At 74.8% G+C, this 20,746-nt stretch carries 16 protein-coding genes; 8 read left to right on the plus strand and 8 right to left on the minus strand.

Annotation, left to right across the window (positions count from 1 at the left end):
• Window positions 1-263: 263 nt before the first annotated feature.
• Window positions 264-794 (plus strand): bifunctional nuclease family protein, encoded by a 531-nt coding sequence (locus LQ327_RS02665; protein ID WP_230729977.1) that lies wholly within the window; start codon window positions 264-266, stop codon window positions 792-794.
• Between the two features lie 373 nt (window positions 795-1,167).
• Window positions 1,168-2,664: a glutamate-cysteine ligase family protein gene (locus tag LQ327_RS02670; RefSeq protein ID WP_230729978.1), complete on the plus strand. Its 1,497-nt coding sequence runs from the start codon at window positions 1,168-1,170 to the stop codon at window positions 2,662-2,664.
• Between the two features lie 12 nt (window positions 2,665-2,676).
• On the opposite strand, the gene LQ327_RS02675 is transcribed toward LQ327_RS02670, so the two are convergent.
• From LQ327_RS02675 to LQ327_RS02685, 3 genes are all read right to left on the minus strand, one after another.
• Window positions 2,677-3,954, minus strand: a complete 1,278-nt coding sequence (locus tag LQ327_RS02675; RefSeq protein ID WP_230729979.1) for an MFS transporter — start codon at window positions 3,952-3,954, stop codon at window positions 2,677-2,679.
• Window positions 3,955-4,055: 101 nt separating this feature from the next.
• Window positions 4,056-4,271 carry a dodecin gene (locus LQ327_RS02680; RefSeq protein WP_230729980.1) on the minus strand — a complete coding sequence of 72 codons (216 nt, stop codon included), beginning with the start codon at window positions 4,269-4,271 and terminating at the stop codon, window positions 4,056-4,058.
• Window positions 4,272-4,371: 100 nt separating this feature from the next.
• Window positions 4,372-5,028 carry a TetR/AcrR family transcriptional regulator gene (locus tag LQ327_RS02685; protein ID WP_230729981.1) on the minus strand — a complete coding sequence of 219 codons (657 nt, stop codon included), beginning with the start codon at window positions 5,026-5,028 and terminating at the stop codon, window positions 4,372-4,374.
• Window positions 5,029-5,072: 44 nt separating this feature from the next.
• Here LQ327_RS02685 and LQ327_RS02690 point away from each other — a divergent pair, with 44 nt between their 5' ends.
• Window positions 5,073-6,578 carry a molybdopterin-dependent oxidoreductase gene (locus tag LQ327_RS02690; protein WP_230729982.1) on the plus strand — a complete coding sequence of 502 codons (1,506 nt, stop codon included), beginning with the start codon at window positions 5,073-5,075 and terminating at the stop codon, window positions 6,576-6,578.
• Entirely contained in the window at window positions 6,578-7,129 is a 552-nt protein-coding gene (locus LQ327_RS02695) for a hypothetical protein (RefSeq protein ID WP_230729983.1), read from the plus strand. Before LQ327_RS02690 ends, LQ327_RS02695 begins: the two co-directional genes overlap by 1 nt.
• A 69-nt stretch (window positions 7,130-7,198) precedes the next feature.
• Here LQ327_RS02695 and sfnG read toward each other — a convergent pair whose 3' ends face one another.
• On the minus strand, window positions 7,199-8,317 hold the full coding sequence (gene sfnG, locus LQ327_RS02700) for a dimethylsulfone monooxygenase SfnG (protein WP_230729984.1): 1,119 nt from the start codon (window positions 8,315-8,317) through the stop codon (window positions 7,199-7,201).
• 245 nt (window positions 8,318-8,562) lie between these two features.
• The gene (locus LQ327_RS02705; RefSeq protein ID WP_230729985.1) at window positions 8,563-9,999 is read right to left on the minus strand and encodes an NCS2 family permease; all 1,437 of its coding nucleotides are present in this window, start codon (window positions 9,997-9,999) and stop codon (window positions 8,563-8,565) included.
• A gap of 77 nt (window positions 10,000-10,076) precedes the next feature.
• Here LQ327_RS02705 and LQ327_RS02710 point away from each other — a divergent pair, with 77 nt between their 5' ends.
• Complete coding sequence (locus LQ327_RS02710; protein ID WP_230729986.1) at window positions 10,077-10,346, plus strand: DUF2530 domain-containing protein; 270 nt, start codon at window positions 10,077-10,079, stop codon at window positions 10,344-10,346.
• A 6-nt stretch (window positions 10,347-10,352) separates the two neighbouring features.
• On the opposite strand, the gene LQ327_RS02715 is transcribed toward LQ327_RS02710, so the two are convergent.
• Window positions 10,353-13,451 carry a sacsin N-terminal ATP-binding-like domain-containing protein gene (locus LQ327_RS02715; protein WP_372460637.1) on the minus strand — a complete coding sequence of 1,033 codons (3,099 nt, stop codon included), beginning with the start codon at window positions 13,449-13,451 and terminating at the stop codon, window positions 10,353-10,355.
• Between the two features lie 16 nt (window positions 13,452-13,467).
• Entirely contained in the window at window positions 13,468-14,352 is an 885-nt protein-coding gene (locus tag LQ327_RS02720) for a DUF3027 domain-containing protein (RefSeq protein ID WP_372460592.1), read from the minus strand.
• Window positions 14,353-14,466: 114 nt separating this feature from the next.
• Here LQ327_RS02720 and LQ327_RS02725 point away from each other — a divergent pair, with 114 nt between their 5' ends.
• On the plus strand, window positions 14,467-15,297 hold the full coding sequence (locus tag LQ327_RS02725) for a glutaminyl-peptide cyclotransferase (RefSeq protein WP_230729988.1): 831 nt from the start codon (window positions 14,467-14,469) through the stop codon (window positions 15,295-15,297).
• Here the strand turns inward: LQ327_RS02725 and LQ327_RS02730 are convergent.
• Window positions 15,294-18,134: an FAD-binding and (Fe-S)-binding domain-containing protein gene (locus tag LQ327_RS02730; RefSeq protein WP_230729989.1), complete on the minus strand. Its 2,841-nt coding sequence runs from the start codon at window positions 18,132-18,134 to the stop codon at window positions 15,294-15,296. The genes LQ327_RS02725 and LQ327_RS02730 overlap by 4 nt on opposite strands.
• Window positions 18,135-18,247: 113 nt before the next feature.
• Between LQ327_RS02730 and LQ327_RS02735 the strand changes: the two genes are divergently transcribed.
• Together LQ327_RS02735 and LQ327_RS34505 are read left to right on the plus strand one after the other, a co-directional pair.
• On the plus strand, window positions 18,248-19,483 hold the full coding sequence (locus tag LQ327_RS02735) for a PQQ-dependent sugar dehydrogenase (protein WP_230729990.1): 1,236 nt from the start codon (window positions 18,248-18,250) through the stop codon (window positions 19,481-19,483).
• Complete coding sequence (locus LQ327_RS34505) at window positions 19,480-20,742, plus strand: endonuclease/exonuclease/phosphatase family protein (protein ID WP_230729991.1); 1,263 nt, start codon at window positions 19,480-19,482, stop codon at window positions 20,740-20,742. Before LQ327_RS02735 ends, LQ327_RS34505 begins: the two co-directional genes overlap by 4 nt.
• The last annotated feature ends 4 nt before the right edge of the window (window positions 20,743-20,746 follow it).

Raw genomic sequence — 20,746 nt, forward strand, 5'->3', positions numbered from 1 at the left:
CGGAGACGGCGGGTGTGCCGGGGCGCCCCGGGGGGCATGCCCTTCGCGCGGGTGTCGGCGGGGATCGTCGGCGCGACGTGGCCCGGCAAGATCGCACCCGGCACGGCTGGGCCCTGACGACACGGGCGCCGACTGCCAGGATGGGGAGACGACCCCGGGAAGAGGACGCGCAGCGGAGTCCGATCCGTCCGGGCGGGAGACGAGGCGCAGCGGAGCTCGACCGGACGGGCTGGTTCCGTCCGGCGGGCACGGGAGGCGAAGACGTGAGCGAGATGCGGGTGGTCGGCGTGCTGGCCGTCGACGACGCGGCACAACAACCGGCGTCGGAGACGAACCGGCACCCCGTGGTGCTCCTCCAGGAGACCGAGGGGAAGCGCTGCCTGCAGATCTGGATCGGCCTGGCCGAGGCCGAGGCGATCGCCCTCGAGCAGCAGGGCAGGCTCCCCGAACGACCGCTGACCCACGTGCTCATCGCTGACGTGGTGTCCGCGCTCGGTCGCACCCTCGAGCGGATCGAGATCACCGAGGTGCGGGGCGGCACGTTCTACGCCGACCTGGTGTTCGACCGGGGCCTGCGGGTGTCCGCCCGGCCCAGCGACTCGATCGCGATCGCGCTGCACGTCGACGTGCCGATCCACGCCACCGAGGCGGTGCTCGTCGAGGCGGGCGTGCTGGTCGACGACGACGAGCCGGGCGAGGAGGGCAGCTCTCCGGTGCCGGACGAGGAGGAGGTCGACCGGTTCCGCGCCTTCCTCGACAACGTGTCCCCGGAGGACTTCGGCCGGGGCGCCTGACGCCGGGCCCGCCCTCGTGTGCGACCACCGCGTCTGCACATGCGTCCAGCGGTCGAGCATGATCGACAAGCTCCGCTGAACGGACGCTATGACGAGGCGAACGGTCGTTTGCCCTGGTGTGTGACACACGGCTGTGTCACCGTGACTCTGGTCGTCAGGGGAAAGCGAGCGCGTCCCGGCTCTGCGGTGGTCCTGCCGCCGAGGTGCGGGTCGAGAGTGGGAGCCGGGCACTGATGGGGCCGATCGCCGTACCGACCAGCTCGGCACAGGTTCCCGACGATCCGTCGGAGACACAGCCGATCCGCGGCGCCATCGTCCTCGTCGGGAGCCCACCCTGTGCCCGCCGGCAGCCAGGAGGCGGGAACCGGCTCTGATGGGTCGGGTCGTCTCCCGCACGGTTCTCTCCGATCGCGAGCAGTACCGCACCAAGGTCCGTCGCTGCCTCGAGGCCCTGCGCCGCATGGTGGCCGAGGGGCGCTTCGCCGCGGACGAGCTGCGTACGGGCGTGGAGCTGGAGCTCGCCCTGGTCGACGCGGGGATGGAACCGGCGATGCTCAACCACGCCGTGCTCGACCGGTCCGCCTCCGAGCTGCTCACCACCGAGCTCGGGCGCTGGAACCTCGAGATCAACCTGCCGCCGCGCACGCTGCCCGGGATGGCGGCCTGTCGGCTCGAGGACGACGTCGTGTCCTCCATCGGCTGCGCCCGCCGCTCCGCCGCCGTCGTCGGGGCCACCCCGGTGACGATCGGCATCCTGCCGACCCTGGGCGCGGAGCACCTCGACTCCGACCAGCTCACCGACGACCCGCGCTACGATCTGCTGAACCGGCAGATGGTCGACGCCCGCGGCGAGCCGTTCCGGTTGGACATCACGGCGCCGCGCCGGGCCGGGTCGGGTGCGTGTGACGAGCGCCTCGTCCTCGACGTCGACTCGATCGCCCCCGAGGCCGCGTGCACCTCGCTGCAGCTGCACCTGCAGCTCACCCCGGAGACCTTCCCGGCGCACTGGAACGCCGCGCAGGCCGTCGCCGGCGTGCAGGTCGCCCTCGCCGCGAACTCGCCGTTCCTGCTCGGCCACCGGCTCTGGGCCGAGACCCGGGTGCCGCTGTTCGAGCAGGCGGTCGACGTCCGCCCCGTCGAGCTCCGCAACCAGGGGGTCCGCCCGCGGGTCTGGTTCGGCGACCGCTGGGCGTCCTCGGTGACCGACCTGTTCGAGGAGAACGTGCGCTACTTCCCGGCGCTGCTCCCCATGGTCGACGACGAGGACCCGGTCGACTCCCTCGACGAGGGCCACGCCCCGCAGCTGCACGAGCTGCGCCTGCACTCCGGCACCGTGTGGCGCTGGAACCGGCCGGTGTACGACGTGGCGGACGGGGTCGCGCACCTGCGGCTGGAGAACCGGGTGCTGCCCGCCGGACCGACCGCGATCGACGCGGTGGCCAACGCGATGTTCTTCTACGGGCTCGTCAAGGCGCTCGTCGACTCGGAGCACCCGCCGTGGCGCTCGATGACCTTCGACGCCGCGCACGACAACTTCGTCGCCGGGGCCCAGCACGGCATGGACGCCGAGCTGTTCTGGCCGGGCGTGGGGACGGTCGGCGTCGACCGGCTCGTGCTCGACCGGCTGCTCCCGCTCGCGCGTCAGGGTCTGCTGTCCTGGGACGTCGAGCCCTCGGTGGCCGAGCGCTACCTCGCCGTCATCGAGGCCCGGTGCCGCACCGGGTGCACGGGCGCGTCCTGGCAGACCCAGATGGTGGCCGCGCTGGAGAAGAACGGGTGCCCGCGCCCGGTCGCCATGCGCCGGATGCTGGAGCGGTACGTGACGCACATGAGCGCCAACATCCCGGTGCACGCCTGGCCGGTGATGTAGCGCTGCAGGCGCTCAGGCCTGGGCGAGCGGGCGCCGCGCGACCCGGCGGGCCTGGGCGGCCAGCAGCGCCGCGGCGATCACCACCGTGGCGGCGGTCGCCACGCCGCCGATCACGAGCGGCGCGCGCCCGCCGAGGACCTCGGCCAGCCAGCCCAGCACCGGGCCGCCCAGCGGGGTGCCGCCGAGCAGCACGAGCATGTAGATGCCCATGACGCGCCCGCGCATGGACTCGGTGACCCCGAGCTGGACCGCCGCGTTGGCCGCCGTCGTGAACACCAGCTGGCCCAGGCCGGTCGGGATCAGCAGCAGGGCGGTCAGGGCGTAGGTCGGCATGACGCCGGTGAACAGCTCGGCGATCCCGAAGAACAGGCCCGCGAGCAGCACCGTCCGCAGCCGGGGGCGCCCGACCCGGCGCGCGGCGACGAACGTGCCGGCCAGGCACCCCACCGCCAGCGCCGAGGTCAGCAGCCCGTAGGACTCCGCGCCGCGGCCGAACACGCTGCGCGCGGTGATCGCGAGCGTCATGAAGAAGTTGATGCCGAAGGTGGACACGAAGAACACCACGGTCAGCAGCACGATGAGGTCGGGGCGCTGCTGCACCTCGCGCAGGCCCTCGAGCACCGCGCCGAGCGCCCGCCCGGGCCGCTTCTCGTAGGCGAACATGTCGGCCGGGCGCATCAGGAGCAGGCCGGTCACGACGGCGACGAAGGTCGCGGCGTTGACCAGGAACACCCAGCCGGTGCCGATCGCCGCGATCATCAGACCGGCGACGGCGGGCCCGACGATGCGGGCGGTGTTGAACGTCATCGAGTTCAGCGCGACGGCGTTGGTGATCGCCGAGGGGCCGACCATCTCGCCGGCGAAGGACTGCCGCACCGGGGCGTCGACGGCGGAGAAGCAGCCGTTCAGGAAGCAGAGCACGTAGACGATCGACAGCGTCGCGGTGCCGGACACGTCGAGGATGCCGAGCGTGAGGGCGCAGAGCCCCATGCCGACCTGCAGGACGACGAGCAGCTTGCGCTTGTCGTAGCGGTCGGCGAACGCACCCCCGAACAGCGAGAGCAGCAGCGTGGGCCCGAACTGCAGGGCCGCGGCGACGCCGAGGGCGACCGGGCTGCCGCCGGAGAGGTTGAGGACCAGCCAGTCCTGGGCGACGCGCTGCATCCACGTGCCGACGAGCGAGACGACCTGGCCGGAGGCGAAGAGCCGGTAGTTGCGGATCCGCAGCGACGCGAACATCGTCGCGCCACCTGGCGTGGACGACTCCGGTTGCTCCGTTCCCGCCGTCACCGTTGCCTCACATGAACTGAGCTTACCTAACATTCCCGGACGTCGGCCGGGTTGAGCACGGGGTCACGCGCCGCTCCCGGCCCGACGTCCGGACGTTCTTCCTACTTGGTGTCCTCGAGCGCGAACCCGACCTTCAGCGTCACCTGGTAGTGGTGCACCTTGCCGTCCTCGACGTGGCCACGGATCTCGCTGACCTCGAACCACCCGATCTCGCGCAGCGTCTCGGAGGCGCGCTTGATGGCGCCCTGGATCGCGTCGTCGACACCCTTCTCGGACGTCCCGACGATCTCGGTCTTCGAGTAGATGTTGTCGGCCACTGGGAACTCCTTCGTCTCGGGGACCAGCCCGGTCGGGTTGCCCCGACCCGGCGCGGTGAACCGGTACCCGTTCTCCGCCGGACACCCACGTGGACGGTCGTCACGCCCCGCGCTCGTAGCGGGGTGAGCCGTCCGACGAGGAGGGACGGAGTACACCGAGATGGAGCAGTGCCGCGTCCAGGGCGATCTCGAGCGGAGCGACGTCGCGGGCCAGCCGCGCGAGCATCAGACCGCCCTGCAGGGCTGCGAGCAGCGCCCCGGCGAGCACCACGGTGTCGCCGGCGGCGGTGACCGCCCCCGCCCGACGGCCCCGGGCCACGAGGCCGGCCAGGGCGTCACGCCAGCGCGCGAAGGCCGCGGCCTGGTGCTCGCGCAGGACCGGGTCGTCGTCGACCTGGCCGCTCAGCACCCCGAGGGGACAGCTCAGCGGGCCGTCGCCGCCGCGGTGCAGGACGAGGAGGTCGTCCGCCCAGGCGGCGACGTCGCCGTCGGCATCCGGAGCGAGCCGGGGCTGGGCGGCGAGCACCCGGGCCAACTGGTGGTCGATGACGGCGAGGACGAGACCCCGCTTGTCCCCGAAGTGGTGGTAGAGCTGCGACTTCCCCGTACCGGTGGCGGACAGGACGTCACTCACCCCGGTGGCGGCGATCCCGCGCGCCTGCATGAGCTCGGCCGCGGCCTCGACCATCTGGTCCCGGGTCCGGCGGCCACGCGCCGTCGGCGGTCGACCGTCCTGGGGAACGTCCTCGGCTGCCACCCCCAAATTGTACCGATAGGTACATTCTCCGCTAGGGTCCCGGCATGACGACGGTGGGGCGCGCCGGTGCGGGCGAGGCCGGGGACACCGCTGCCGAGCCCGCCGCGGTCGTCGTCGACCCCGTGGTGGACCCCGGCGAGGACGGGGCCGTGGTCGAGGAGCCCGAGGCCGGAGGAACCGGGAGCGGCGAGCCGGCGTCGTCGGAACGGGTCGCCCCCGAGCCCGAGTACGGCTTCCCCCGGGCGCTGTGGCGCGGCCTCGCCCGCATCCCGGTGCCGCCGCCCGCCGACCCGAGGACGTGGCGCAGCCCGCTGCGCGGGACGTGGCTGACCTCGGTGTTCGGCGCGGTGCTCCTCGTCGGGCTCCCGATCGTCATCCTCACCGGGCTGCTGTCCTTCATCGCCTACGGGCCGCAGTTCGGCCAGGCGCTCCCGGCCGACGTCGGGTACCTGCACCTGCCGTTCTTCGACTGGCCGTCGAACCCGTCGTGGCTCTACCGGCTCACCCAGGGCAGCCACGTGGTCGGCGGGATGATCCTCGCGCCGGTGGTGCTGGCCAAGCTGTGGTCGGTCGTGCCCAAGCTGTTCGCCTGGCCACCCGTGCGGAGCGCCGCCCAGCTGCTCGAGCGCCTCTCGCTGCTCGCGCTGGTCGGCGGGATCCTCTTCGAGTTCATCACCGGCCTGATGAACTCGCAGTACGACTACGGGTGGGGCTTCAGCTTCTACACCGCGCACTACTACGGGGCCTGGGTCTTCATCGGCGGCTTCGTGACCCACGTGGCGGTCAAGCTCCCGACGATGCTGCGCGCGCTGCGCGCCGGGCCCGGCGGCACCGGGGCTCTCGGACGGTGGCTGCACGACTCCCCCGCCGAGACCGAGCCCGAACCGATGGACCACACCGGGCTCGCGGCGCTGGCGCCGAACAAGCCGTCGCTGTCCCGGCGCGGACTGCTCGGCATGATCGGGGGCGGCAGCCTGCTGGTCGGCCTCCTGAGCGTCGGCCAGACCTGGGACGCGCTGCGGCCGCTGGCGCTGCTCTCGCCGCGCGGCCAGTCCTACGGGAACGGTCCCAACGACTTCCAGATCAACCGCACGCTCGCCGGCTCCGGGATCAACCCGACGGCGCTCGACGACGGGTGGCGGCTGCGGCTGACCGGCGGGTCGAGCGAGGTGTCGCTGTCCCGCCGCGCACTGTTGGACATGGCCCAGCACACCGCGACGCTGCCGATCGCGTGCGTCGAGGGCTGGTCGGTGACGCGGACCTGGACCGGGGTGCGGCTGCGCGACCTCGCGGCGCTGGCCGGGGTGCCGAACCCGGACACCGCGTTCGTCCAGTCGATCGAGACGTCCGGGGCCTACGCCCGCGCGACCCTGCAGTCCAACCAGGTCCTGAACCCCGACGCACTGCTGGCGCTGAAGGTCGGGAACCCGGGTGAGGAGACGGTCGACCTCGCCCCGAACCACGGCTACCCGGCGCGGATCATCGTCCCGGCGCTCCCGGGGGTCCACAACACCAAGTGGGTCGCGGCCGTCGACTTCAGGCCGGCGTGATGCGGGCGACCCTGCGCTTCTGGCGCCACCTCTACGGCGAGAACCCGCTGCACCTGCTGGCGATGGTGGGCTGCTTCGCCCTCGTCGGGTACGCCGTCACGTTCGTCTTCCCCGGTCCGAGCGCGCTCGCCCTGGGGATCTGGTTCGCGGGCGCCGTGATCGGGCACGATCTGATCCTCTACCCGCTCTACGCCTTCGCCGATCAGCCGCTGGTGGTCCTCCGGTGGGCGCGACGACGGGTGCTGCCCCGTCGGCCGGCGCTGGTGCCGGCGATCAACCACGTGCGGGCGCCGGTGCTCGGCGCGGCGGTGCTGGGACTGATCTACTTCCCGACCATCAGCCAGCGGGGCGACGCGGCCTTCACGTTCGCCTCGGGCCACTCGATGGTCGGCGAGTACGCGAACTGGCTGCTGATCACCGGGGTGCTGTTCCTCGGGAGCGCGGTGATCTACGCGATCCGGCTCGGGGTGGCCCTCCGGCGCCCGCGGCCCCCGGTCACCGCGCCCGAGGAGCCCGACGAGGTCACCGAGGCCCGGAGCGGGGCCACGTAGGTGCGCTGACGCGCATGTGAGCACTAATTGACGCCGGGGCGTCAATTAGTGCTCACGAGCCGCAGGCACCTACGCCTGCGCCAGCTCCCGCTCCGGCAGCGCCGCCTCCATCTCGCGGACCAGCGGCAGCACCTGCTCGCCGAACTGCTCGATGTCCTCCTTGACGTGCAGGAAGCAGAGCAGGGACAGGTCGACGCCGAGCTTCTTGTACTCGATCAGCCGCTCGGCGATCTGCTCGGGCGTGCCGATCAGGCCGGTCCGGAAGCCGTCGTTGTACTGGACCAGGTCGGCCCAGGACGACTCCGCCCACATGCCCTTGCCGTCGGGGGACGAGGCGCCGCCCTGCTGCACGGCCTGGCGGAAGCCCTCGACCTGCTCCACGTTCGCCTTGTCGACGATCTCCTGCAGCACGCCCCGGGCCTCCTTCTCGGAGTCCCGGATGATCATGAAGCCGTTGAGGCCGAAGTTCACCGAGCGGTTGTTCTCCTTGGCCGAGGCGTTGACGTCGTTCAGCTGCTCGATGACGCCGTCGTAGTCCTTGCCGTTGGAGAAGTAGAAGTCCGACACCCGGCCGGCCATCTGGCGCGCGGCCGTCGAGTTGCCGCCCTGGAAGATCTCCGGGTGCGGGCGCTCGGGGGTGTTCAGCGGCTTGGGCTTCAGCGAGTAGTCGTGGAAGCGGTAGAAGTCGCCGAGGAACGTGAAGTCGTCCTCTTCCCAGATGCCCTTGAGGCAGCGGATGAACTCCTCGGTGCGCCGGTAGCGCTCGTCGTGCTCGAGCCACGGCTCACCGAAGGCCTGGAACTCGCCCTTGAACCAGCCGGACACCACGTTCGTCGCGAACCGGCCGTTGGTCAGGTGGTCCGCCGTGGCCCCGAAGTTCGCGAAGACGCCCGGGTGCCACATGCCCGGGTGCACCGCGGCCATGACCTTGAGGCGCTCGGTCGCCATCATGATCGCGAGCGAGAGCGACGTGGACTCGTGCTGGTACTCCGCCGAGTAGCTCGCCATGTAGCGGACCTGGGAGAGCGCGTACTCGAAGCCGTTGTTCTCGGCCGCGATCGCGGTGTCGCGGTTGTACTCCCAGCTCCAGTCGGTGCGCTGCTCGATGCTGCTGGTCACCAGGCCGCCGGAGACGTTCGGGACCCAGTAGGCGAACTTCAGGGGGTCTGACGGGGTGCCGACGGACACGGGGGCCTCCTCGAGGCATGCGGTGGACGGCCCCGGAAGCGGTCCCGGGGCTCAGAGGGATCGAGTGATCGTGGGCGTGGGTCTAGAGCCGACACGCCTGGGTCGCGAGGAGGCCGAAATCGACGTGCCTGCGGCGCGTCAGCGGCACTCCTGCGTCACCCATCGGGCACAACCGTTCCGGCCGTTCACCACCCTGTCAACCGGAGGCCCACCCGGGAGCGACCCCGCTCACACCGGGGTTTCGATCAGCCGCCGAACGCCGCCCGCAGCGGCCCGACCGCGAAGTAGGCGACGAACGCGGCCGCCACGACCCACATCAGCGGGTGGATGGTGCGCGCCCGCCCGGTCGCCGCGTGCAGCACCACCCAGGTCACGAAGCCCGCCCCGATACCGTTGGCGATCGAGTACGTGAACGGCATGACGACGATCGTGAGGAACACCGGCAGCGCGGTCGCGAAGTCGTCCCACGCGATCTCCCGGACGCCGCCCATCATCAGGGCACCCACGACGACGAGGGCCGGCGCCGCCGCCTCGACGGGCACGATCTCGTAGAGCGGCGTGAAGAACATCGCGGCGAGGAAGAGCAGGCCGGTGACGACGTTGGCGAGCCCGGTGCGCGCGCCCGACGCGATGCCCGAGGCCGACTCCACGAAGACCGTGTTCGAGCTCGACGAGGCCGCACCGCCCGCCACGGCGCCGACGCCCTCCACCACCAGCGCCCGCCCGATCCCCGGCAGCTGCCCCTGCTCGTCGAGCAGATCGGCCTGCCGACCGAGCCCGGTCATCGTGCCCATCGCATCGAAGAAGTTCGCCAGGACCAGGGTGAACACGAGCAGCGTCACCGCGATCGCCGGGAGCCGGGTGAACGCCCCGAAGGACACGTCGCCGACGAGCGAGAGGTCCGGCAGGGACACGATCGACGACGGCAGGCCCGGGTAGCCGAGGTTCCAGCCGTGCGGGTTCGTGCCGTTCGAGGGCCCGGCGTGCACGATCGCCTCGACGACGATCGCGATCACCGTCGTGGCGACGACCCCGATGAGGATCCCGGCCCGGGTGCCCCGCGCGACCAGCACGCCGGTGATCAGCAGCCCGGCGCAGAACACCGCGGTCGGCCAGCTGGCGATCGAGCCGTCGATCCCGAGCCCGACCGGCACCGTCGTGTTCGCGGCGTCCGGGATGCGGCGGACGAACCCGGCGTCGACGAGCCCGATCAGCGCGATGAACGCCCCGATCCCCGCCGAGATCGCGATCTTGAGCGGGTTCGGGATGGCCGCGAACACCGCGGTGCGGAACCCGGTGAGGCCGAGGATCACGATGATCACGCCCTCGACGACGACGAGGCCCATCGCCTCGGGCCACGTCATCTGCGGGGCGATCGTCACCGCGACCAGGGTGTTGATCCCCAGCCCGGTGGCCAGCGCGAACGGGAAGTTCGCGACCAGCCCGAACAGGATCGTCATCACCCCGGCCACGAGCGCGGTCACCGCGGCGACCTGGGGCACCGCGAGCGTCGCGCCGAGCACGTCGCGCTTCGCGCCCGCCGACGTCGGATCGACGCTGCCGAGGATCAGGGGGTTGAGGACGACGATGTACGCCATCGTCACGAAGGTGACGATCCCGCCGCGCACCTCGCCGCCGACGGTCGCACCGCGCTCGTACGTTCGGAACAGTCGCCGGAGCACGGCGCGGAGAGTAGGGACACCGCGTGCGCGGTGCCAGGCGAACAGCCCCGCCGTGGTGACGCCGTTAGGGTCGCGTCGTGTCGTCCCCCGATCCCGACGACGGGTGGCAGCCGCCCCCGCTGCCCCGTCGGCTGACCGACCCGGTGCCCGTGGTGCTGCTCGGGTCGGCGGTGTGGCTCGTCGCCTTCGTGGTGCTCGGGGTGCTGGCGCTCAGCGGTGCCCGGCCGGCCGACGCCTGGCTGTGGGCGTGCGCGGTCGGGGTCGGGCTCGGCGCGCTCGGGCTCGGTGTCCTCGCCCTGCAGCGCCGCGCGGGCGCCCGCGGTTCACGGGGCGCCCAGAAACTCTGAGGTCGGTCAGGACGGGCCGAGGGCCCAGGCGGCGAGCAGCCCCCGCACCGGGTCGTCGGTGTGCACGACGGCGCCGTCCACCCACACCCCGGGGAAGACCTCGCGCGGCGGGCCGGTGCGGTCGTCGTCGGCCACCGCGACCCGCAGGCGTTCGTGGAGCACGACCCCGCCCGCGGGCAGCGCCCGTCCCACGGCCGCGGCCCACGCCGTCGCGACGGGCAGGTCGGTCCACGCGGTCCCGACGCCGGGCGAGCGGATCTCGCCGTGGTGGTCGGCGGCGGCGGTGGGCAGGTCGAGCAGGTCGGCGAGGGTCGGCGCGCCGCCCGGCGCCACCGGGACCACGCCGTCCGGGTCCAGCGCCGCGAGCAGCCACGGCCGGTCGAGGACGGTCGGCGCGGCGCCGGTGTCCGGGTCCGCGTCGACCACCCGCCCCGCGGCGGTGCGCACCTGCGCGGGCGGCTCGACGTCGGCGACGGCCAGCCGCCGGGCGTCGGCGGCCTCGGCGAGCGCGGTGTGCGCGGCGAGCACGCCCCCGGCCGGGACCGGCCGCGCGGGGTCCGCGAGCCGCGCGAGCAGGTCGGTCGCGTCGTCCGCGCCGTCGATCCGCAGCTCGGTCCGGACGCCCACGGCCGCGAGGAACCCGGCGTCGAGGGACGCGGTGCCGGGCACCGGGTCGTAGAGCGCGGCGAGCGCGGCGTCCCGCCCGGGATCGTCGCCGGCGGACTTGCCGGCGCCGGGGGCCTCGTCGGGCAGGCGCCAGTGCCCCGGCGGGTGCCCGGCGAGCCGGCCGTGTCGCGCGAGCCACCACGACGTGTACGGCACCGGCTCCCCCGGCAGCGCCACCAGCGCGGAGCGCACCGAGCGGTCGGAGGCCAGCAGCGACCACGCGGCGTCCCACCGGTCGTCGGCGACGAGGTCGAGGTCGCGGACGGCGACCATCGCGCCCGGAGGGCCCGCCGGCAGCTCCTCACCGGGGCCGTCCCAGCCGGCGGCCGGGTCGACCTCCTCGGCCCACCACGTCTCCTCGTCGTCGAGGTCGTGGTCCGGACCGGCCGGGGCGTCGTCGCGGACGACGCCGAACCCGTCCAGCACCCCGGCCGCGAGCAGCGCGGCGCGCCCGTGCTCGGCGACCGCGGCCTCGGCGAGCACCCCGATGGGCGAGTCGTCCCCGAGCACGCCGCGCAGGTCCCCGTCGGGCAGCACCAGTTCGTCGGCCCGCCGGTGGGAGCCCTCGACGTCGGGCAGGGCCAGCGCTCCCCACGCCGTGTCCGCCGCACCCTCACCGGCGTCGGCGAGCAGGCGCAGCACGACCCGGGCGAGGCCGTCGACGTCCAGCCCGACGTCGGCGTCGTCGACCGAGCGCGCCACCGCCTTGCGCAGCTCCGGCTCGGCGAGCAGGGATCCGGCGTCGGCCCGACGGGCGCCCAACGACTCCAGCAGCGGGTGGACGGCCGCCGGGTCGACCAGGCGCAGCCCCGGCAGGCCGTCCCCGGCGAGCGCCGCCGCGAGGCCGTCCGCGAGGTCGTCCCCGGGCAGCAGGGTGCCGCGCGCGCCGGGGACCAGTCGGCCGTCGACCAGCGGGACCGGCAGCGCCGCGAGCTCCTCGCGCGCGGCGGCAACCACGGGCGTGGCGGCCAGCGCGTCGTAGAGGGCGTGCCACCACGACGGCGGGCGGCGCAGCCCCGCGAGCCGCTCGGCGAGATCGGCCGGTCCGAGCCGGGTGACGCCGAGGGGCGCGAGGGCCCGGAGGTCGGCCGACCCGCCGACGACCGCGCTCACGAGGTCGCCGATCGCGCCGGTCAGCGCCGCGACCAGCCGATCGGCCGGCTCGGCGCCGGTGTCGACGACGACCGCCCGCGCCGGGGCGAGGTCCGGCCCCTCGGCGGCGGGCAGCCACGGCTCGCGGCGCAGCGACTCGACGACCCCGTCGCGCAGCACGGCGTCGACCCCCGAGGCGGGCAGCGCCGCGGCCGGCACGAGCGCGGTGCGCCGTTCCGGGGGTAGCGCGGCGACCAGCGCCGGGTAGGCCGCCGCGGCCGCGCCCAGCACGTGGGTGGTGACCGGCCCGGCGCGGACCCGGCGGCGGTCCGGGTCCAGCGGGACGGTGACGACGAGCCGCGCGGGCAGCGTCGTCGTCTCGGCCGTCGGGGTGGGGGCGTGCAGGACGTCGGTGCCGGCCGGGTCGTCGGCCACCGCCCAGAGGCCCTCCCACCGGGTGCGGTCGCGGTCCTCGACGGCGAGGTCGGCGTCGTCGACGAGCGCGATGGGCAGCTCGCCGGCCACCGGCAGCGTCGTCCACGCGGTCGCCGCGGCACCCGGTCCGTGGATGGTGACGCGACGGATGCCGGCCTCGTCGGGTTCGGTGGACTCCCGGCGCACGACCTCGCCGCCCGCCTCGACGCCGGCCAGCCACGGCAGCGCGAGGAGCAGGTCGGGGGCGTCGTCGACCGCCCGCGCGAGCAGCGCGGCGCCGTCGGACCCGGCGAGCGCGACGCGGACCTCGGTGTCGGCGCCGTCCGGCAGGTCCTCGGCGAGGTCGGCGGGGTCCGCGGGCCACACCAGGCGCAGCGCCGGGACGTCGCCGTCGCGGGCCTCGAGCTCCGCCGCGAGCGGGCCGCCGCGCTCCGCGACCGCATCGCGGGTCCGGGCCCGCGAGAAGGCCACACCGCGCAGCGTGCCCTCCGCACCCCGGGTGACGACCCGCGGCGCGTCACCCAGGGCGAGCACCGCGGCGAAGCCCACCCCGAAGCGCCCGACGGTGCCGCCGTCGCGCTTGGCGGAGGCGCGCAGCGACGCGAGCGCGGCGACCCCGTCGGCGTCGAGCGGTGCGCCGGCGTTGCCGACCCGGAGCTCGGGCGCGCCGTCGGCGGACGTCACCAGCCGGACGAGCAGCGTCGTGGGGGTCCCGCGACGCGCGGCCGCGTCGGCGGCGTTCTGGGCCAGCTCGACGAGCCAACGGTCGCGGTAGCCGCCGCGACTCAGGTCCTCCTCGGCGTTCGCGTCCTCGCGGAAGCGCGCGGGCGAGGCCGACCAGGCGTCCAGGACGGCGCCGCGGAGGGCGGCGGTGCGGAACGGGTCGGTGGCGATGATCGGCTCCGCTGAGATCTCGCCACCGCGCGGATCAGGCGCCGTCGGCGTCCGACGTCGCCGCGACCGGCTCCGGGGTCTCCATGTCCACGCCGTCGTCGTAGACCAGCTCGGAGACCATGACGACCGATCCGGTGTCGATCTGCAGCTCGGAGTGACCGCCGCAGCCGTGCTCGGCGTGCACCACGTGCCCGTCGGCCGGGACGTTGCCGTTGCCGCAGACACCGAACGCGCCGCGCATCGAGCCGGCGAGCGCGAGGTAGAAGCCGCAGGTGCCGCAGTGCGCGGACGCGGCGCGCGCCATCTCGGCGGCCGGGCCGAAGTCGCCGCCGGACCAGCGCGCGGCGGCGTCGAGCCGGCCCTCCGGGCTCATCACCCGCGGGCGGCCGAAGCCCAGCTCGTCGGCGACCGCGCGGACCTGCTCGGCGTCCTCCTCCGACTCGCCGGCCGGGTCGACGTCGTCGTCCAGGCTCGCGTGGGCCGGGACCAGACGGTCGTCGTCGTGGTCGACGGGCAGCAGGTCGCCGGGCGAGAGGTCCTCGGCGCGCACCCGCTCGTTCCACGGCACCCACACCGGCGCGACGACGGCGCCGCCGCCGGGCAGCAGCGCGACCTCGCCGACCGTGACCGGGGCCTCCGGGTCGTCCGGGGCCATGACGGTGACCGCCCAGGTCCAGCCGCGGTAGCCGGGCTTGTCGGCGACGAGGTAGTGGGTCGCCGCCGAGACCGGCGCGTCGTCCGTGGCGTCCTCGGCGTGCACCCCGACGGCGTCGCCGACCTGCTCGGCCTCGCCGTCGGCCGCCTCGACCGCGGCGGCGCGCGCGAGGTCGACGGCGGCGGCCAGGCGCGGGGGGACCGGGCGCTCGGCCGGGTCGTCACGCTGGTCAGGACCGGTGGTGGTCTCGGCGAGGTCGTGCACGTCGTCGATTGTGCCGGACGAGGAGGACCTGTCCCGGGCGCGGGCGCGCAGGGGTCGATGGGGCGCGCCGAGCGGTGACGTCCCGCCCACCTCTCCCGTGGGAACCTTCGCCGCGTGCGGGCGAGGGAGCGGCGGCAGGCGACCGTGCTGCTGACGGTGCTGCTGGTGTCGGCCTGCTCGTGGTCACCCTCCGCGAGCCCGGCACCCCCGACGGACGCGCTGGCGGACCCACCGCCCGGCGTCGCCCGGCTGCACGTCCAGGTGCTCGGGACCGTCCCCCACGACCCCGCCGCCTACACCGAGGGCTTCGAGCTCTCGGCCGACGGGCGCACGCTCTGGGAGGGCACCGGGGAGACCGGGGCGTCCCAGCTGCGCGCGACCGACCCCGCCACCGGCGCCGTCCGGCGGGCGGTCGACCTGCCGTCGTCCCAGTTCGGCGAGGGGATCACGATCCTTCCTGACAGGATCTGGCAGCTGACCTGGCAGGACCACGTCGTGTACGAGCGCGACCCGGTGACGCTCGCCGTGCGCCGCACGCTCCCGGACGACCGCGAGGGCTGGGGCATGTGCCACACGCCCTCGTCAGACGTGATCACCAGCGACGGCGGCGCCGACCTCGTCGTCCGGGACCCGACGACGTTCGCGGCCCGCCGGACCGTCCCGGTGACGCTCGGGGGCGCGCCGCTGGACCAGCTCAACGAGCTCGACTGCACGGACGGGCGGACGGTCTGGGCGAACGTCTGGCGCACCGACGACATCGTCGGGATCGACCTCGCGAGCGGGCACGTGACCGCGGTCGTCGACGCGGCGGGACTCCGGCCGGCCTCGACGACGAGCGACCCGGACGCCGTGCTCAACGGCATCGCCGCGATCCCGGGCGCGCCCGGCCAGTACCTGATCACCGGCAAGCGGTGGCCGACGACGTTCCGCGTGAGGTGGGGTTAGGCCCGCTCCGCCAGCAGCTCCAGCACGTGCCGGTAGGTCTGCCCCGTCGCCCGGGACATCCCCATCTCGCAGGTGCGGTTGCAGCTCGCGTACTGCTCCGTCGGGTGGGCCGCCACGTCCGCGGCCTCCTCGCGGGTGGCCCCGTCGGTCAGCTCCGGGTGCAGCATCCCGCGGTCGCCGGCGAATCCGCAGCAGGCCCACGCCGTCGGGACGACCACCTGGTCCGCGACCGCCTCGGCGAGCGTGCGCAGGTCGTCACCGATGCCGAGGTGGGTGGTCGAGCAGGTGGGGTGCAGCGTCAGCGACGCGACCTTCGACGCGACCGACACCGACGGCAGGATCTCCCGGACGGTGAACGCGACCGCGTCCTCGATCCGCAGGCCCGCGACCCGGGGATCGTCGGGCAGCACGTGGGAGAGCCCCTCGAGCCCGTGGGTGCACGACGAGGCGTCGACGACGACCGGCAGCGCCCCGCGCTGCGTCGAGGTCCACAGTGCGTCGAGGACGCGCCGGGCCATCGCGGCGCTGCCCTCGGTGAACCCCTTGGACTCCCACGGCGTGCCGCAGCAGAGCCCCTCGATCCCCTCGGGCACCGCGACCGCGATCCCGGCGCGCTCCGCCAGTCGCAGGAACGCGTGCCCCGAGCCCGAGCCCGAGGCGGGCGCGAACACCTGGTGCAGGCAGGTCGGGAAGAACACCACGGACGGGTCCGGCGGGTAGACCGCTGCCGGCCGAGTGTCGCCGCCGCCCGGCACGTCGCGGGCGTAGAGCGGCACGAGGTCGGCGGGCAGCACCCGCCGGGCCGCCGCCGACGCCGCCGCGGCCAGACCGGGCACCGTCCGCGCCGCCCGCAGCGCCACGCGCGCCGTCCCCGACACCCCGCCCCAGTGCTCCGCGACCGCCTTCCCGGCCTGCTGCGCCCGCTCGGAATGGCGCTCCGCCCGCAGCCGCTTCATGAGGTCGCCGGTGTTGATCCGGACCGGGCACGCGGTCGCGCACATGCCGTCGGCGGCGCAGGTGTCGACGGCGTCGTAGGCGTAGTCGGCGGCGATCGCCTCCGCCACGGCCGGGTCCTTCGCCGCGGCCCGGCGCAGGACGATGCGCTGGCGCGGCGTCGTCGTGACGTGCCGCGAGGGGCAGACCGGCTCGCAGTAGCCGCACTCCACGCAGGCGTCGACCTCGGGATCCACGGTCGGCACGGTCTTGAGGTCGGTCAGGTGCGCGTCGGGCCGGTCGGACAGGATGATCCCGGGGTTGAGCAGCCCCGTCGGGTCGGCGAGTGCCTTGAGCTCGCCCATCACGTCGTAGAGCTCGTCGCCGTACTGCCGGCGCACGAACGGCGTCATGATCCGGCCGGTGCCGTGCTCGGCCTTGAGCGTCCCGTCCTGGCCGAGCACCAGGTCGACCATGTCGTCGGTGAAGCGCCGGTAGCGCTCCAACGCGGTGTCGTCGTCGAAGCGCTCGTTGACCAGGAAGTGGACGTTGCCGTCCTTGGCGTGGCCGAAGATCACCGAGCCCTCGTAGCCGTGCCGGTCGAACAGCTCGGTCAGCCCGTCGCAGGTCGACGGCAGCGTCGTGACCGGCACCGAGACGTCCTCGAGCAGCGCGGTCGTCCCGGACGGCCGCGCGGCGGCGACCGCGGTGTAGAGCCCGGAGCGCAGCGCCCACAGCGACGCGCGGGCCGTGGGCTCGCGGGTGAGGCCGGCGTCACGGGTGAGCGGGAGCCCGGCGAGCACCGGCTCCGCCCCGGCCTGGACGTGGTCGAGCTCCTCGGCGGTCGCGGTCTGGAACTCGACGAGCAGCCCCGCGTGGCCGTCGACCTCGACCGAGCGCACCGACTCCGGCGCCCGCGGATCGGACTGCGCGACGACGAGGGCCCGCGCGTCCAGCAGCTCGAGGGTCTTCGCGCCCGCCTCGAGCAGCCCCGGCAGCACGTCGGTGGCGTCGGCGGTGCCGGAGAACAGCAGCATCGCCGTCGCGGCGTGCGGGAGGATCGGCAGCGTGGAGAAGGTCGCCTCCGCGACGAACCCGAGCGTCCCCTCGGACCCCACGAGCAGGTGCGTGAGCAGGTCGATCGGGCGCGTGTGGTCGAGGAAGGCGTTCAGCCCGTAGCCCATGGTGTTCTTCATCGAGAACAGGTGCCGCAGGCGCTCGACCGATCCCGGGTTGCCGCGGACGCGCTCGCGGAGCCGGTCGAGTCCCTCGTACAGCGCGGGCTCGCGATGGCGCAGCTCGTCGTCGGCGTCGGGCCGGGCGGAGTCGATGACGGTGCCGGAGGCCAGCACGAACGTCATCGAGCGCAGCGTCGCGTAGGTGTTGAACTCCGTGCCGCAGGCCATGCCCGAGGAGTTGTTGGCGACGACGCCGCCGATCGTGCAGGCCTTCGACGACGCCGGGTCGGGCCCGATCTTGCGGCCGTACGGCGCGAGGCGGGCGTTCACCTCGGCGACCGTGAGTCCCGGCTGGACCCGCACCGCGCGGCCGTCGTCGAGGACCTCGCACGAGCGGAAGTGCCGGCGGGTGTCGACCAGGACCCCGTCGGTGACGCCCTGCCCGGACAGCGACGTCCCACCGGAGCGGAAGGTCAGCGCGAGCCCGTCCCGGACGCCGAGCCGCAGCAGGTTCGCGACCTCCCGGGCGTCGGCGGGCAGGACGACGGCCTGCGGCTGCAGCAGGTAGTGCGAGGCGTCGTTGGCGTGCGCGGCCAGGTCGATCGGGCGGTCGCGCACGCGGTCCGGGTCGGCGACGGCACCGCGCAGCGCGGCGACGAGGTCGGGGGCGGGGCCGCCGCTCGGGGACGCCTCGGGGGTGGTGGGGCGGGGCGTGGTGGCCGTCACCGCACCAGTCTGACCCCGCCGCGCCGCCCGCACGAGGCGACGACGGCCGGCCGTCGCGTCCCCGGCATTCCGCCTGTACCGGACGCCCACGCCGAAAGAGGCATGATCCCCTCGTGCGTGTCACTCCTCCGGTCGTGTCGCTCGCCCTGTCGCTCGTCGTGCTGACCGCGTGCGGGGCGGCCTCCACCGCACCGTCGCCCGCGGCGCCCGGCACGCCGTCGTCGGCCTCGCCCTCGACGTCGGGCACGCCCGGCGCGGGCGCCCCCGCACTGCGCGTCGAGACGGTCGCGGGCGGGCTCGACCACCCCTGGGACGCGGCGTTCCCCGGCGGCGACCGGATGCTCGTGACCCAGCGAGACGGCACGCTCGCCGTCGTCGGCGGCCTGCGTCCGGGCGCCGCGGTCACGCCGGTGCGCGCGGACCTGTCCGACGTCTACGCCCGCGGCGAGGGCGGGCTCATGGGGATCGCGGCGTTCCCGGACGGCTCCGGACGCTTCGTGACCTGCCAGACCCACGCCGAGGGCGGCCGCCCGGTCGACGTGCGCGTCGTCGCCTGGCAGCTCTCCGCCGACGGCACCGCCGCGACCCGGACCGCGGATCCGCTGGTCGGGGGCCTGCCCCTGAACCCGTCCGGTCGCCACAGCGGCTGCCGGCCGACGTTCGCGCCGGACGGCATGCTCCTCGTCGGCACCGGCGACACCGCCCGGGCGACCATCGCGCAGGACCGCACCGCGCTCGGCGGGAAGGTGCTGCGCGTCGACCCCGCGACCGGCGGGCCCGCCCCCGGCAACCCCTTCGCGACCTCGGGCAGCGCGGCGGAACGGCTGATCTCCGGCTACGGCCACCGCAACGTGCAGTCGGTCGCGGTCCAGCCGGGCACCGGGACCGCGTGGTCGGTCGAGCACGGACCCGACGTCGACGACGAGGTGAACGTCCTCGTCCCCGGCGCGAACTACGGCTGGGACCCGTCCCGGGGCGGCGAGACCCCGGGCGGGTACGACGAGTCGGTGCCGATGACCGACACCGCCCGCTTCCCGGGGGCCGTCGGCGCGGCGTGGAGCTCCGGCGACCCGACCGTCGCCACGAGCGGCAGCGACTTCCTGTCCGGCCCCGCGTGGGGCGATCTCGAGGGCACCCTGGCGGTGAGCGCCCTCAAGGGTGAGAAACTGCTGCTCATGCGGCCCGGAACCGGTCCCGACGCGCAGCGGATCGTCGCGGTGTCCACCCCGACCGAGCTCGACGGCGCGTTCGGACGGCTGCGCGGGGCCCGGCTCGGACCCGACGGTGCCCTGTTCGTGACCACCGACGACGGCAACGACGACGTGGTCCTGCGCGTCACCCGGGCGTGAGCACGCCGCCGACCCGGCGCTTCGGCCCGGACGGCCCCGAGGGGCGCCGCTGGTGGGAGGACGGTCCCGACGGCGGGTCCGGCCGACCGGGACCGCCGGGTCGCCAGGCGCCGCCGGGACCACCCGGGCCGCCGCGCCCACCGCAGGCGCCACGAACCGCCCGCTACGGCCCGCCGGGGTGGCAGGTACCGCCGCAGGGCCCGTCCGGGCCACCGGCGGGCGGCCCGCCGCGGCGCCCGCGGCCGCCCCGCCGGCTGCGACTGCCCGGGCCGGGCGGCCTGATCGGTGCGCTGGTGGTCGTGGCCGTCGCCGTCGTCGTGCTCTTCCCGGAGGTGCTCGACCTCGACGGCCGGTCGCCGTTCGCGCAGATCGTCGCGTTCCGGCCGCAGCTCGCGGTGGCCGTCGTCGCGGTCGCCGCGCTGGGCGCCCTCGGGGCCTGGACCCGCCGGTCCGGGCCGGACGGGCTGATGGTCGCGCTCGCGCTCGGGCTCGTCGGGGTGATCGCCCTCGTCGACGTGGGGGGCCGGGCGGCCGGGTCGGCCCCGGCGGTCGGCGACGGCGGCACCGGGGACGGCCTGGTCGTGCTGTCGCTGAACACGTACAAGGGGCAGGCCGATCCCGACTCGCTGGCCGACCTGGTCCGCACCCGCTCCCCGGACCTCGTCGCCCTGCCCGAGGCCCGTGGCGACCTGCGCCGGCGGCTCGCGTCGCGCCTCGACGACGACCAGGGCGGGTCGGGCTACCGCTCGTACTCCGCCGACGACGCGGACGACGCCAGCGGCATGACCGTGTTCGTCAAGTCCTCGCTCGGCCGCCCGACGGTGACCCAGGACCGGTCCGGGACGTATCCCTCCGTCGTCGTCGATCTCCCGAAGTCCGCGCCGGGGGTCGCGTCCGGCCTGCGGTTCGTGGCGGTGCACCCACGCTCGCCGCGGCCGGGCGGGACCGGCAGCTGGGCCCGCGACGTGTCCGGACTGTCGCGGTGGTGCGACGCGGGCCGTCCCACGGTCGTCGCGGGGGACATGAACTCCACCGAGGACCACCGGATCTTCGGGGACGCGACCGCGAGCTGCTCCGACGCCGGGTCGGACACCGGGGACGGCCTCACCGGGACCTGGCCGTCCTGGCTGCCGGGGTTCCTCGGCGCGCAGATCGACCACGTGCTCACCGCGGACGGGCCGCACCCCACCGCGTTCGAGGTGGTGCCCGCCGCCGGGACCGATCACCGCGCGGTCCTCGCCCGCATCGGCGAGGGCTGAGGGG

The organism is Actinomycetospora endophytica (genome assembly GCF_021026375.1).
Taxonomy (GTDB): Bacteria; Actinomycetota; Actinomycetes; order Mycobacteriales; family Pseudonocardiaceae; genus Actinomycetospora; species Actinomycetospora endophytica.